General features: G+C 69.1%; 11 protein-coding genes. All 11 read left to right on the forward strand.

What is annotated here, in order from left to right:
• Positions 1–402 precede the first annotated feature (402 nt).
• The 11 genes from ACZ6YV_RS16335 (at position 403) to ACZ6YV_RS16385 (ending at position 13,480) form a co-directional block, all read left to right on the forward strand.
• Positions 403–1,197 carry a TIGR03084 family metal-binding protein gene (locus ACZ6YV_RS16335; RefSeq protein WP_465510344.1) on the forward strand — a complete coding sequence of 265 codons (795 nt, stop codon included), beginning with the start codon at positions 403–405 and terminating at the stop codon, positions 1,195–1,197.
• Positions 1,194–2,888: an acyclic terpene utilization AtuA family protein gene (locus tag ACZ6YV_RS16340; protein ID WP_465510345.1), complete on the forward strand. Its 1,695-nt coding sequence runs from the start codon at positions 1,194–1,196 to the stop codon at positions 2,886–2,888. Before ACZ6YV_RS16335 ends, ACZ6YV_RS16340 begins: the two co-directional genes overlap by 4 nt.
• Positions 2,885–4,033, forward strand: coding sequence for an acyl-CoA dehydrogenase family protein (locus ACZ6YV_RS16345; protein ID WP_465510346.1), 1,149 nt, complete (start codon positions 2,885–2,887; stop codon positions 4,031–4,033). Before ACZ6YV_RS16340 ends, ACZ6YV_RS16345 begins: the two co-directional genes overlap by 4 nt.
• On the forward strand, positions 4,030–5,628 hold the full coding sequence (locus ACZ6YV_RS16350) for an acyl-CoA carboxylase subunit beta (RefSeq protein WP_465510347.1): 1,599 nt from the start codon (positions 4,030–4,032) through the stop codon (positions 5,626–5,628). The genes ACZ6YV_RS16345 and ACZ6YV_RS16350 overlap by 4 nt, the downstream gene beginning before the upstream one ends.
• A gap of 5 nt (positions 5,629–5,633) precedes the next feature.
• Positions 5,634–7,586 carry an ATP-binding protein gene (locus tag ACZ6YV_RS16355; RefSeq protein ID WP_465510348.1) on the forward strand — a complete coding sequence of 651 codons (1,953 nt, stop codon included), beginning with the start codon at positions 5,634–5,636 and terminating at the stop codon, positions 7,584–7,586.
• Positions 7,583–8,749 carry an acyl-CoA dehydrogenase family protein gene (locus ACZ6YV_RS16360; RefSeq protein ID WP_465510349.1) on the forward strand — a complete coding sequence of 389 codons (1,167 nt, stop codon included), beginning with the start codon at positions 7,583–7,585 and terminating at the stop codon, positions 8,747–8,749. The genes ACZ6YV_RS16355 and ACZ6YV_RS16360 overlap by 4 nt, the downstream gene beginning before the upstream one ends.
• Positions 8,750–8,760: 11 nt before the next feature.
• Entirely contained in the window at positions 8,761–9,612 is an 852-nt protein-coding gene (locus tag ACZ6YV_RS16365; RefSeq protein ID WP_465510350.1) for an SDR family oxidoreductase, read from the forward strand.
• A complete protein-coding gene (locus ACZ6YV_RS16370; RefSeq protein WP_465510351.1) occupies positions 9,609–10,250 on the forward strand; it encodes a TetR/AcrR family transcriptional regulator in 642 nt (213 codons plus the stop codon). Before ACZ6YV_RS16365 ends, ACZ6YV_RS16370 begins: the two co-directional genes overlap by 4 nt.
• Before the next feature lie 85 nt (positions 10,251–10,335).
• The gene (locus ACZ6YV_RS16375; RefSeq protein ID WP_101606846.1) at positions 10,336–10,605 is read left to right on the forward strand and encodes a hypothetical protein; all 270 of its coding nucleotides are present in this window, start codon (positions 10,336–10,338) and stop codon (positions 10,603–10,605) included.
• A 124-nt stretch (positions 10,606–10,729) separates the two neighbouring features.
• Positions 10,730–11,269, forward strand: a complete 540-nt coding sequence (locus ACZ6YV_RS16380) for a hypothetical protein (protein WP_465510352.1) — start codon at positions 10,730–10,732, stop codon at positions 11,267–11,269.
• Positions 11,270–11,449: 180 nt separating this feature from the next.
• Positions 11,450–13,480 (forward strand): hypothetical protein, encoded by a 2,031-nt coding sequence (locus tag ACZ6YV_RS16385; RefSeq protein ID WP_465510353.1) that lies wholly within the window; start codon positions 11,450–11,452, stop codon positions 13,478–13,480.
• The last annotated feature ends 17 nt before the right edge of the window (positions 13,481–13,497 follow it).

Genomic DNA, 13,497 nt, shown 5'->3' on the forward strand with positions numbered 1-13,497 from the left:
ATGTGACTGGGGCCCCGGTTTTGGGCGGGCGGGCGCTTTTTTTGGTTTTGGCGGGCTTTTGGGCGTGGGGGTTGTGGTGGCATGTGTAGCCCCCCCCCCCCCCCCCCCCCCCCCACCCCTCGGGCAAACTGGACATATGGGCATCAGATGGACACTGTGCCGCAAGAATCGTCCCTTGTGGACACTCAGCGGGCGGCAAGCTCCTTCGCGACCAAGGCTGATCATGCCACCTTTGCCTTACCTCTCAATAACCCGAATCGCCACTCACGACGCTGAACCCGGGCATTTGGTTCTCTGGATGCGGGCTGGTGCGGGGCAGAGCGGTCGGCGAGTAAAACAATCAGGCGTGCTTGATTTTTCTGGCGGAGGGTGCGAGCCTGAGGAGGACGCGAGGAGGCGGGCATGGCTGACCTGGGCGTGATCCTTGGGGATCTCGCGGCGGAATCGCAGGCCATCGACGACGTGGTGGCGGATCTGCCCGCGTCGGACTGGGCACGGCGGACCCCGGCCGAAGGCTGGACGATCGCCCATCAGATCGCCCATCTGGCCTGGACCGACAAGAAGGCGCTGATCGCGGCGCGCGGCTCCGAGGCTGAATGGCAGGCCGAGATCGAAGGGCTCCTCGCGACAGGGGAGACCTACGTCGACGACGGCGCGGCCGAGGGCGCGAAGACGCCGCCCCGGCAGTTGCTGGCCGAATGGCGGTCCGGCCGCGCGGAGCTGGCGAAGGCGCTCGACGAGGTCCCCAGCGGACAGAAGATCCCCTGGTACGGTCCCCCGATGAGCGCCGCGTCCATGGTGACAGCGCGGCTCATGGAGACCTGGGCGCACGGCCAGGACATCTTCGACGCGCTCGGCGTCCCGCGTGAGAACTCGGCCAGGATCTGGCATATCGCCCGGTTCGGGACCCGCACCCGCGACTTCGCCTACAAGCTCAACTCGCTCGCCCCGCCCGCCGAGGAGTTCCGCGTCGAGCTGGCCGCGCCGGACGGCACCACCTGGGCTTTCGGGCCCGAGGACGCCGGGCAGCGGCTCACCGGGAGCGCGGTCGACTTCTGCCTCGTCATCACCCAGCGCCGCCACCCCGAAGACACCGACCTGGTCGCCACCGGCGCCGACGTCGAGGAATGGCTCGGCATCGCCCAGGCGTTCGCCGGGCCTCCCGGCGCGGGGCGGCAGCCGGGGCAGTTCGCGTGACCGCGCACATCAGGATCGGCAACGCGTCCGGGTTCTACGGCGACCGGTTCTCCGCCGTCCGCGAGATGCTCACCGGCGGCCCGCTCGACGTGCTGACCGGCGACTACCTGGCCGAGCTGACCATGCTCATCCTCGGCCGCGACAGGATGAAGGACCCGAACCGCGGCTACGCCAAGACGTTCCTCCGCCAGATGGAGGCGAACCTCGCACTGGCCAAGGAAAAGGGCGTCAAGATCGTCGCCAACGCCGGTGGGCTCAACCCCGCCGGGCTCGCCGACGCGCTCCGCGAACTGGCCGCGAAACTCGGTGTCGACGTCGCCATCGCGCACGTCGAGGGCGACGACCTCCTCCAGCGCGCGGAAGAGCTCGGCTTCGGCAAGACGCTGACCGCCAACGCCTACCTCGGCGCGTGGGGGATCGCGGACTGCCTGAACGCGGGCGCCGACATCGTGGTGACCGGCCGCGTCACCGACGCTTCGGTGATCGTCGGACCCGCCGCCGCGCACTTCGGCTGGGCCCGCGACGACTACGACGCGCTGGCCGGCGCGGTCGCGGCCGGGCACGTGATCGAATGCGGCACGCAGGCCACCGGCGGCAACTACGCCTTCTTCACCGAGCACGAGATCGGCGTCCCCGGCTTCCCGATCGCCGAGATCTCCGCCGACGGCTCCAGCGTGATCACCAAACATCCCGGTACCGGCGGCATCGTGAACGCCGGAACCGTTACGGCACAACTGCTTTACGAAATCACTGGCGCTCGTTACGCCGGGCCGGACGTCACCACGCGGTTCGACACGCTGACCCTGGCCGAGGACGGCCCGGACCGCGTCCGCATCAGCGGCGTCACCGGTGAACCCCCGCCGCCGACGCTCAAGGTCTGTCTGAACGGCCTCGGCGGTTTCCGCAACGAGACGACGTTCGTCCTCACCGGACTCGACGTCGAAGCGAAAGCCGCGCTGGTCAAGGAACAACTCGAAGGCGCGCTCAAGGCCCGCCCGCCCGCCGACGTCCAGTGGACGCTGGCCCGCACCGACCGGCCCGACGCCGAAACCGAGCAGCAGGCGAGCGCGTTGCTGCACGTGGCGGTGAAGGACGCCGATCCGGAGGTCGCCGGACGCGCGTTCAGTGGTGCGGCGATCGAACTCGCCTTGGCGAGCTACCCCGGCTTCCACGTCACCGCGCCACCCGCGGCGGCGTCGCCCTACGGCGTCTACCGGGCCGCTTACGTTGACGCGCAAGAGGTTCCGCACGTCGCCGTACTGCCGGACGGAACGCGTCGCGACATCGCGCCCGCCGCCGAAACGCTGCCTCTGTCCGATGTGGACGATGAGCAGCTGCCCGCCCCGTTCACGCAGACCGAGGTCCGCAGGGCACCGCTCGGCAAGGTGATCGGCGCGCGCAGCGGGGACAAGGGCGGCAACGCGAACGTCGGTGTCTGGGCGCGTTCGGACGAGGCGTGGCGCTGGCTCGCGCACCGGCTCACCGTCACCGAGTTCAAACTGCTGCTCCCGGAGACCGCGGACCTCGAAGTCCGGCGGCATCTTCTGCCGAACCTGCGGGCGCTCAACTTCGTCGTCGAAGGCATCCTCGGCGAGGGTGTCGCGTCGCAGGCGCGGTTCGACCCGCAGGCCAAGGCGGTCGGGGAATGGCTGCGCTCGCGCGAGATCGACATCCCGGAGGCTCTCCTGTGACCGACCCCTTCTCCACGCCGGAACGCGTCGAGCTGCGCAAAACCGTCCGGCGGTTCGCCGAAACCGAGATCCTGCCGTACCTCGAAGACTGGGAGCGTGACGGCGAGCTGCCGCGCGACCTGCACCGCAAGGCCGGGGAACTCGGGCTGCTCGGCGTCGGCTTCCCCGAGGAGGTCGGTGGCGGGGGCGGCGACTACCTCGACGCCGTCGTCATCGCCGAGGAACTGCACTACGCGGGCGGTTCCGGCGGGCTCTTCGCCTCGCTGTTCACCTGCGGCATCGCCGTCCCGCACATCGCGGCGGCCGGCGATCCGGTGCAGATCGAACGCTGGGTCCGGCCGGCGCTGGAAGGCGCCAAGATCGGCTCGCTCGCGGTCACCGAACCCGATGGCGGCTCGGACGTCGCCGGGATCCGCACCACGGCGGTCCGCGAGGGCGACGAGTACGTCATCAACGGTGCCAAGACCTTCATCACCTCAGGCTGCCGCGCCGACTTCGTGACCACCGTCGTGCGCACCGGCGAATCCGGCGCGCACGGCATCTCGCTGATCGTGGTCGAACGCGGCACGCCGGGTTTCAGCGTCTCCCGCAAGCTGGAAAAGATGGGCTGGCTCTGCTCGGACACCGCCGAGCTGTCCTATGTGGACGTCCGGGTGCCCGCGGAGAACCTGATCGGTGCCGAGAACAGCGGTTTCGCGCAGGTCGCCACCCAGTTCGTCACCGAGCGGGTCTCGCTGGCGGTGCAGGGTTACGCGCACGCCCAGCGAGCGCTCGACCTGACGCTCGACTGGTGCCGTCTGCGCGAGACCTTCGGCCGCCCGTTGATCTCCCGGCAGCTGGTCCAGCACAAGCTCACCGAGATGACGCGGAAGATCGACGTCGCCCGCGCGTACACCCGGCAGGTCGCCCAGCGGCACGTCGCGGGCGAAGAGGTCATCGCCGAAGCCTGTTTCGCGAAGAACACCGCCGTCGAGACCGCCGAATGGGTGGTCAACGAGGCCGTGCAGCTGCACGGTGGACTCGGCTACATGCGGGAGTCCGAAGTGGAGCGTCACTACCGTGACGTGCGCATCCTCGGCATCGGCGGCGGCACCAACGAGATCCTCACCGGCTTGGCCGCGAAGCGATTGGGATACACCGCATGAGCACGATCAGGTCCACTGTGGACGAACGGAGTGAAGACTTCGCGGCCAACCGCGAGTCCATGCTCGGCAAGCTGGCCGAGATCGACGGCGAGCACGCCAAGGCGATCGCGGGCGGCGGCGAGAAGTACGTCACCCGGCATCGCAAACGCGGCAAGCTGCTCGCCCGCGAGCGGATCGAACTCCTCCTCGACGAGGACTCTCCGTTCCTGGAACTGTCGCCGCTGGCGGCCTGGGGTTCGGACTACCAGGTCGGCGCCAGCGTGATCACCGGGATCGGCGTGGTCGAGGGTGTCGAGTGCATGATCTCGGCGAGCGACCCCACGGTCAAAGGCGGAGCGAGCAACCCGTGGACGGCCAAGAAGAGCTATCGCGCCGCGGACATCGCCGCGCAGAACCGCCTGCCGGTGATCAACCTCGTCGAGTCCGGCGGTGCGGATCTGCCGACGCAGAAGGAGATCTTCATCCCCGGCGGCCGGATCTTCCGCGACATCACGCGGTCTTCGGCGGCGAAGGTGCCCACGATCGCGCTGGTGTTCGGCAACTCGACAGCGGGCGGCGCGTACCTTCCCGGCATGTCGGACTACGTCGTGATGGTCAAGGAACGCGCGAAGGTCTTCCTCGGCGGGCCGCCGCTGGTCAAGATGGCCACCGGTGAGGAGTCCGACGACGAATCGCTCGGCGGCGCCGAAATGCACGCCCGCACCTCGGGCCTCGCCGACTACCTCGCGGCGGACGAAGAGGACGCGATCCGGCTCGGCCGCAGCATCATCAAGCGGCTCAACTGGACCAAGCAGGGGCCGACGCCGAAGCCGGACTACGCCGAGCCGCTGTACTCCGCCGAAGATCTGCTCGGCATCGTGCCCACCGATCTCAAGGTGCCGTTCGACCCGCGCGAGGTGATCGCCAGGGTCGCCGACGGTTCGGACTTCGACGAGTTCAAACCCTTGTACGGCAGCAGTCTCGCCACCGGCTGGGCGAACATCCACGGCTACCCGGTCGGCATCCTCGCCAACGCGCAGGGCGTGCTCTTCGGTGAGGAATCACAGAAGGCGGCGCAGTTCATCCAGCTGGCCAACCAGATCGACACGCCGCTGGTCTTCCTGCACAACACCACCGGCTACATGGTCGGCAAGGAGTACGAGCAGAGCGGCATCATCAAGCACGGCGCGATGATGATCAACGCCGTGTCGAACTCGAAGGTGCCGCATCTGTCGGTGCTGATGGGTGCTTCGTACGGCGCCGGGCACTACGGCATGTGCGGCCGTGCCTACGATCCGCGTTTCCTGTTCGCCTGGCCCAGCGCGAAATCCGCGGTCATGGGGCCGCAGCAGCTGGCGGGCGTGCTGTCCATCGTGGCTCGCGCCGCCGCCGCGTCGCGAGGGCAGGACTACAACGAAGAGCACGACGCCGCCATGCGCGCCATGGTGGAGGGGCAGATCGAGCTGGAGTCGATGCCGATGTTCCTCTCCGGGATGCTTTACGACGACGGGATCATCGATCCCCGCGACACCCGCACGGTGCTCGGGCTCAGCCTGTCCGTGATCCACAATGGACCAGTGAAGGGCGCCGAGGGCTTCGGCGTCTTCAGGATGTGAGCGGCATGATCGAGAAACTCCTGGTCGCCAACCGCGGTGAGATCGCCCGCCGCGTGTTCCGCACCTGCCGCGACGCCGGGATCGGCACGGTCGCGGTGTTCTCCGACGCGGACGCCGACGCGCCGCACACCGCCGAAGCGGACGTCGCCGTCCGGCTGCCGGGCAACGCGCCGTCCGACACCTACCTGCGGGCCGAACTGCTGATCAAGGCGGCCGTCGAGACCGGCGCCGACGCGATCCACCCCGGTTACGGCTTCCTGTCCGAGAACGCCGCGTTCGCGCGCGCCGTGATCGACGCCGGGCTCACCTGGGTCGGCCCGCCGCCGGAAGCCATCGAGAGCATGGGTTCCAAGGTCGAGTCCAAGCGGATGATGGCCGACGCCGGTGTCCCGATCCTGTCCGAATTGGACCCGGCCGAGGTCACCGAAGCCGACCTTCCCTTGCTGGTCAAGGCGTCCGCCGGTGGTGGTGGACGCGGGATGCGCGTCGTGCGCTCGCTCGGCGAACTCGCCGAGGCAGTCGAAGGAGCGAGCGCGGAAGCCGCGTCGGCGTTCGGCGACCCGACAGTGTTCTGTGAGCGGTACCTGGAGACCGGACGGCATATCGAGGTCCAGGTGCTCGCCGACACCCACGGCACGGTGTGGGCGGTGGGTGAGCGGGAGTGCTCGATCCAGCGCCGTCACCAGAAGGTCGTCGAGGAGGCGCCGTCGCCGTTCGTCGACGACGCCATGCGGGAAGCGCTGTTCGACGCCGCGCGCAAGGCCACGCAGGCGATCGACTACGTCGGTGCCGGGACGGTCGAGTTCCTCGCCGGTCCGGACGGACGGTTCTACTTCCTGGAGATGAACACCCGGCTCCAGGTGGAGCACCCGGTCACCGAGGCCACGACAGGACTGGACCTCGTCTCGCTGCAATTGCGGATCGCCGAGGGCGAGCACCTGCCGATCGACGAGCCGGAGACGCGGGGCCACGCGATCGAGGTCCGGCTCTACGCCGAAGACCCGGCCGCGGGCTGGCAGCCGCAGAGCGGCACCTTGCACCGTTTCGAGCTTCCCGCCGCGCAACGGGAATTCGAAGTGGGCCCGGGCGTCCGGCTCGACTCCGGTTTCGTCAGCGGCCAGACCGTCGGCGTGCACTACGACCCGATGCTCGCCAAGGTCATCGCCTTCGCCCCGGATCGCCACGGCGCGGCGCGGGCCTTGGCCGGAGCGCTGGCCGGCGCGGAGATCCACGGCGTGGTGACCAACCGCGACCTGCTGGTGAACATCCTGCGCCACGAGGCCTTCCTCGCGGGCGAGACCGACACGGCGTTCTTCGACCGGCACGGGCTCGAAACCCTGGCGAAGCCACTGGCCACTGTGGACACTGTACGGATTTCCGCGCTGGCCGCCGCGCTGGCGGGCGCCGCGGTGAACCGTACGGGCGCCCAGGTGCAGGGACGACTGCCGAGCGGCTGGCGAAATGTGCGCTCGCAAGGGCAGCGCAAACGTTTTCGTCAGGGAGAAGACGAGATCGAGGTCGTCTACACGCTCACCCGTGACGGCTTGCGCGCCGACGGTTTCGAAGGCGTCGAGCTGGTTTCCGCGGAAAGCGGCAGCGTGGTCCTGGAGGTTTCCGGGGTGCGGCGGAAGTTCGCTGTCGCCCGGTACGGCGACGCGGTGTATGTCGATTCGCCGGACGGCACCGTCGAACTGGACGTGGTGCCGAGGTACCCGGATCCCGACGCGGCGCTCGCCGCCGGTTCGCTCGTGGCGCCGATGCCGGGCACGGTCGTCCGGCTCGCGGTCGAGGCCGGTGACACCGTCAAGGCCGGTGATCCGCTGCTGTGGCTGGAAGCGATGAAGATGGAACACCGGATCGCGGCGCCCGCCGACGGCGTCGTGACCGAACTCCCGGTGGTGGTCGGACAGCAGGTCGAAGTGGGCACGATCCTCGCGGTGGTAGGAGACGACGAATGAACGCGATGAACTTCACCGAGCCCGAGGAGCGCGCCGCGCTGCGGGCGGCGGTCGCCGAACTCGGCAAGAAGTACGGGCACGAGTACTACAGCAAGCAGGCCCGCGCAGGGCTCAAGACCGAAGAACTGTGGGCCGAGGCCGGACGGCTGGGCTACCTCGGCGTGAACCTGCCCGAGGAGTACGGCGGCGGGGGAGCGGGGATCGCGGATCTCGCCGCGGTGCTCGAAGAACTCGCCGCGGCGGGCTGCCCGCTGCTGCTCATGGTCGTCTCGCCGGCGATCTGCGGCACGGTCATCTCGCGGTTCGGCACCGACGAGCAGAAGAAGCGCTGGCTGCCCGGCATCGCCGACGGCAGCAGGCGGATGGTCTTCGCGATCACCGAGCCCGACGCCGGGTCGAACTCGCACAAGATCACCACCACCGCGAAACGCGACGGCGGTGATTGGGTCCTCAGTGGACGGAAGGTCTACATCTCCGGCGTCGACGAGGCGGACGCGGTCCTGGTCGTCGGCCGTACCGAGGACTCCAAGACCGGCAAGCTCAAGCCCGCGCTGTTCATCGTCCCGACCGACGCGCCCGGCTTCGAGTACAAGCAGATCGACATGGACATCGTCTCGCCGGAGAAGCAGTTCGGCCTGTTCCTCGACGACGTCCACCTGCCCGCCGACGCGCTGGTCGGCGAGGAGGATGCGGCGATCGCGCAGTTGTTCGCCGGGCTCAACCCCGAGCGCATCATGGGCGCGTCGTTCTCGCTCGGCATCGCCCGGTACGTGCAGAGGAAGGCCGTGGCCTACGCCAACGAGCGCAAGGTGTGGGGCGCGCCGATCGGTACCCACCAGGGGCTCGCGCATCCGCTGGCCGAGATCAAGATCGAGCTGGAACTGGCCAAGCTCATGACGCAGAAGGCGGCGTCGCTCTACGACTCCGGCGACGACTTCGGCGCGGGCGAGTCGGCGAACATGGCGAAGTACGCGGCCGCCGAGGTCGCGATCCGCGCCGTCGACCAGGCCGTGCAGACCCACGGCGGCAACGGCCTTGCCAGCGAATACGGGCTGGGCACGCTGGTCGCGGCCGTCCGGCTGGGCCGGATCGCGCCGGTGAGCCGCGAGATGGTGCTCAACTTCGTCGGCCAGCACAGCCTCGGCCTGCCCCGGTCCTACTGAGAGGCGGACGCATGAGCACGCTCCACGGCAAGACGATCATCATCTCCGGCGGCAGCCGCGGGATCGGCGAGGCCATCGCGGTCCGCGCCGCCCGCGACGGGGCGAACATCGCGCTGCTGGCCAAAACCGCCGAGCCGCACCCGAAGCTGCCGGGAACGGTCTACACCGCGGCCAAGGCGATCGAGGACGCCGGCGGGCAGGCGCTGCCGATCGTCGGCGACGTCCGCGACGACACGTCGGTCGAGGCCGCTATCGCGCGGACCGCCGAGCAGTTCGGCGGTATCGACATCGTGCTCAACAACGCCAGCGCGATCGACCTGACGCAGACCGAAGCGGTCAGCATGAAGCGCTACGACCTGATGCAGGACATCAACGCGCGAGGGTCGTTCCTGCTGTCGAAACTCGCCATCCCGTATCTGAAACTGGCGGACAACGGGCACATCCTGACGCTTTCGCCGCCGATCAGCCTCGACGAGAAGTGGTTCCAGGCCGGGCATCTCGCGTACAGCATCGCGAAGTACTCGATGAGCCTGGTGACCGTCGGGCTCGCCGCGGAACTGCGGCAGTACGGGATCGCGGCGAACTCGCTGTGGCCGCGCACCACGATCGACACCGCCGCCATCCGCAACGTCGTCGGCGCCGAACTCGCGGCGAAGTCGCGGACGCCGGAGATCATGGCGGACGCCGCGCACGCGATCCTCACCAAACCGAGCACCGAGGCGTCGGGGAATTTCTACCTCGACGACGAGGTGCTGGCCGCCGAGGGCGTCACGGACTTCGCGAAGTACCGCGTCGGCGGGCGGGAGGAAGACCTGCAGCTCGATTTCTGGGTCGAAGGCCGTACCCCAGAATCAAGGCCATGATCCGCGAACCGCAACAGGAGCGCAGCCGCACGACCCGGCGGCGGCTGGTCGAGGCCGCCGTCGAGACGATCGGGGAGCTGGGCTGGAACGGGACCACGGTCGCGGTCATCGCCGAACGCGCCGGGGTCTCGCGCGGTGCCGCCCAGCACCACTTCCCGACCAGGGAGGACCTGGTCGCGGCCGCGGTCGAGCACGTCGGCGAGATCCAGATCGTGGAGCTGCGCGCCCGCGCGGCGGAACTGCCGTCCGGGCGGTCGCGGATCGAGCGGGCGGTCGACATGGTGCTCAACCTCTACAGCGGGCCGATGTTCCGCGCCGCGCTCCACCTGTGGGTCGCAGCGTCGACCGACGAGGGGCTGCGCGCCACCCTGGTGCCGCTGGAGGCGCGGGTCGGCAGGGAAGCACACCGGGTGACCGTCGAACTCCTCGGCGTCGACGAATCCCACCAGGGCGTCCGTGAGCTGGTCCAGGCCACTCTCGATCTTGCCCGCGGCCTGGGCCTCGCCAATCTGCTGACCGACGACACCAAGCGCCGCAAACAGATCATCGCCCAGTGGGCAGGCGTTTTGGAGCCCACCCTGGCACTGGCGAAAAGCCAGAAGATCGAACGGAACCTGGATAATCCCGAGAACGTCTGAGATCTTGTTAACACTGATGGAGCAGCGGCCGATAACACGGTGTAAGTGCTGCCGGTTCAGGTGGCTGATCGAAAGGTGCGGTCCGGTGTCCGGTTCAGAGGTCGAGTTGTCCCATCGAGCCATGGCGATGTTGCGAGCGGTCGCGGCCCGCCGAGCCCAGATGTCGTGCAGCTGCGAGCCGGACCTCTTCATCGACGGGTTCGCCTGTTGCGACCAGATGACCGCGCACGCCCTCGCTCACGGCGGCTACATTCGCCCCGCCGAGTCCACCGGGCTCTCCGCGGTCACCGGCCGGGTGCCCGCCGAGCTGACCGAAGCGGGCGAAGCCGCGATCGCGGTCACCGCAGCGGCCTGACCTTTCGCCGCACCGTCTGTCCGCTGTGGACGACGGCCGTTTACAAGCGCCTCCCGCGTTCCTAGGATCCTCCCCGGGTTGAGGCCGCCGCGTCGATCGGCGGACCGGGGTTTGGGAGGTGCCGATGGCACGGACGGCTCGCCGCGAGGCCGGTGGGGACGCCCTGAGCGAATTGATGCGGGCCGCCGGTGCGGCGCCCCGTCGCCGGGGACCACGCGGGCCGAAGCACCGGGCGCCGATCGCCGTCCTTCCCGGCAAGGGCAGGTTCCGGCGGATTTCGGCGCTCTCGGCGGGCGGTGTCGTCGTCGGCGGGCTGCTGGCCGTGCTGCTCACCCCGGCTGACTCGGCCGAGGTCATCCCGGGGATGCCGCTCCCGCCGCCGTCGCTGACCATCGCCCCGCAGGCGATCGAGGTCCCGGACGACGCGGTGCCCCCACCCGTCCCGTCGGGGCCGTCGGGCGGCAGTGTCGCGCCCCCGCCGCCGATGACCGCGTCGATGCACGGCTCGGAGACGCCGTCCCCCACTCCGACGCCCGCTCCCGAGGCGCGGCAGGATCCGCGTGCCGGTCACCACGACCACGACTGGTACTACGACTGGTACTACGGCGGCGGATATCCCGGTGGTTATCGGGGCGGCGGTCGTCAGCCGCAATGGGGCGGATAGCGCCGATCGGGTGAGTGGCGGTGTCGCTCGCCGTCGAACGATAATTACGATTCTCGCCGGATTTCGTCCTTTCGTGTCTGGTGTCATTTTTCCTGTGTCCTGGCTTCGGCCGGTTACCTACGATAGTTCGCACTCTCTCCCTTTCCCTCCCGGAGCACAGCTAGGGGCTGAACAGGAAAAATGAGTGTGGACCGACATTCTCCCGCGGTGCAGCTCGCCCGGAGAATGCTGATCAACCGCGAGACGGGGAATCCGTCCCGCCAGCAGCCGGTGACGTTGCTGCTCGGACCGGTGGGTTCGGGGAAGACCACGGCCTTGGAAGCGATCCGTCGCGACCTGGGCTGGGGTGTCGTGCACGCCGGATTCGATTTCGGGCAGGGCGGCAGAGCGGGCACGATCGACGTGCTCACGAAACTGGCCTACGGACTGTCGAGTAAATGGCGAAATCGACCGAAACCGCAGTTCGTGCGTTTCACCATCGCGTTGATCGCAGTCCAGGCGGAGCTGTCCGGGCGAAATCGTGACGAAGACCTGGGCCAACTGAAGTCCTTGATCGGCAGTTTCCACGGAATCATCTGGACGCCGGCGCTGGACAAAGCGCTCGACACGCTGACCGAGACGGCGAAGGCGACAGGTCTCGTCGAACCCCCGTACGCGGATTTGTTCCGCCAGACGTTCCCGCATCTGGTCCGCAACATCCGGCCCAGGCTCGGCAAGGCTTTGCGGTCGCTGGCCGACTTCCCCAACGCCGAGGGAAGATCCCCGTTCGACGCGCTGCTCGAACTGAACCGGCTCGCGCACGGCAGCGCCCGTGACGCGAAGGCCGTCACCGAATGGCTGATGGCGGCGTTCCTCGGCGATGTCCGGGAGAACCATCCGCGGCTGGCCAAGCCGGAGGAGAAGAGCCCCTGCGCCTGCGACATCTCGCAGCAGCGCAGGCACTGGCACAACTGGGTGATCGTGCTCGACGACGTGGACCACGCGGGCGGAACGGAGTTCCTCGCCGACCTCGTCGCCGCGCGGGAACGGTACGCCGTGCAGCATCCGAACGACCGCGACGCCCACGACGCGCTGCTGGTCATCGCGACCAGCGGGCGCTGGCACGACGACTGGGGAACCGCCTGGCTGGCGCCATGGAAACCCGCGTCCGGCGCCCCGCGGACCGTCCGGCCGATGGCGGACTGCGACGAGGCCTCGTATGAAGACTGGGCGAACCCGGGCTACGGCGCGCTCGATTCGCCCTACTACCCCGTCCGGATCTCACCCCAGCCGAGCGGGCGGATCGCGCGGATCCTCGATTCCGGAGTGGGTTCCCCGCAGGTCACGCTCGCGCACCGGGCGACAGGCGGGTTGCCGTCGGCGGTCGAGCAGCTCGCGGTGCGGTTGCGGGCGAGCCTCGTGCGCGAGGGTGACCGCGATCTGCTCACCACCGATCCCGGCGGCGAGCAGGATCCCTGCTATCGCAGGCTGGCCGAGCTCGGGTTGACCGAGCACCTCGACGACGTCCACCTCGACGACTTCGTGACCGCGGCCCCGTTCGCGACCGCGCCCTGGCTGATCCCGGACGCCGCGCAGAGCCGGATCGACCAGCCGCACGTCGGGCGGATCCTGACCGAGCTGCGCACCTCGTTGTGGGTGACGGCGAGGAATTCGGCGGGCACGACCGAGGACCAGGCGGCCCTGCACCCGTGGATCGCCGCGAACCTGGTGTCCGCGCTGGCCCGGCGCGGCGACGGGGACGGGCCGACCTACACCGACCAGTTCAAGGCCCTGCGCGACGACCCGGACACCGCGCAGGACCCGGTGCGCCTGGCCTACTGCAACCTCGCGCTGGGCGACATCGGCGAGGTGGTCACCTTCTTCGAGCGGGAGTTCAACCGGATCCCGCACGCGGAGTGGGTCGCGAAGCTCGAGCTGGTCCTGAACGCGCCGGACGATCTGCCACCCGAGCGGGACCACGCGGAGCTGTACGACGAACTGGTGAACCTGGACAACGCGCGCCGTCCCGCCGACCGCTCCGAGATCCGGAACAACGTCGCCCGGCTCGTCGCGGCGGGCTGGCTGACCGCCAACCCCTTCGCGGTCCGCGGCCCTGTCCAGCACCAGGTGATCGCGAACGCCTTCGCCGCGCTGGCCACCACCTCGCACCAGCCCGACGTCGGCGCGCTCGTGTCGGCCAAAGAACTCGCCCGTCGCGGCGAATTCCCCTGAACCTGAACGGAACCTCG

It is taken from the genome of Amycolatopsis sp. NPDC102522 (assembly GCF_055584485.1).

Coding starts and splice junctions, on each gene's coding strand:
- ACZ6YV_RS16355 (WP_465510348.1), top strand. CDS start 5,634: ATGATCGAGAAACTCCTGGTCGCCAACCGCGGTGAGATCGCCCGCCGC.
- ACZ6YV_RS16360 (WP_465510349.1), top strand. CDS start 7,583: ATGAACGCGATGAACTTCACCGAGCCCGAGGAGCGCGCCGCGCTGCGG.
- ACZ6YV_RS16335 (WP_465510344.1), top strand. CDS start 403: ATGGCTGACCTGGGCGTGATCCTTGGGGATCTCGCGGCGGAATCGCAG.
- ACZ6YV_RS16350 (WP_465510347.1), top strand. CDS start 4,030: ATGAGCACGATCAGGTCCACTGTGGACGAACGGAGTGAAGACTTCGCG.
- ACZ6YV_RS16380 (WP_465510352.1), top strand. CDS start 10,730: ATGGCACGGACGGCTCGCCGCGAGGCCGGTGGGGACGCCCTGAGCGAA.
- ACZ6YV_RS16385 (WP_465510353.1), top strand. CDS start 11,450: ATGAGTGTGGACCGACATTCTCCCGCGGTGCAGCTCGCCCGGAGAATG.
- ACZ6YV_RS16370 (WP_465510351.1), top strand. CDS start 9,609: ATGATCCGCGAACCGCAACAGGAGCGCAGCCGCACGACCCGGCGGCGG.
- ACZ6YV_RS16365 (WP_465510350.1), top strand. CDS start 8,761: ATGAGCACGCTCCACGGCAAGACGATCATCATCTCCGGCGGCAGCCGC.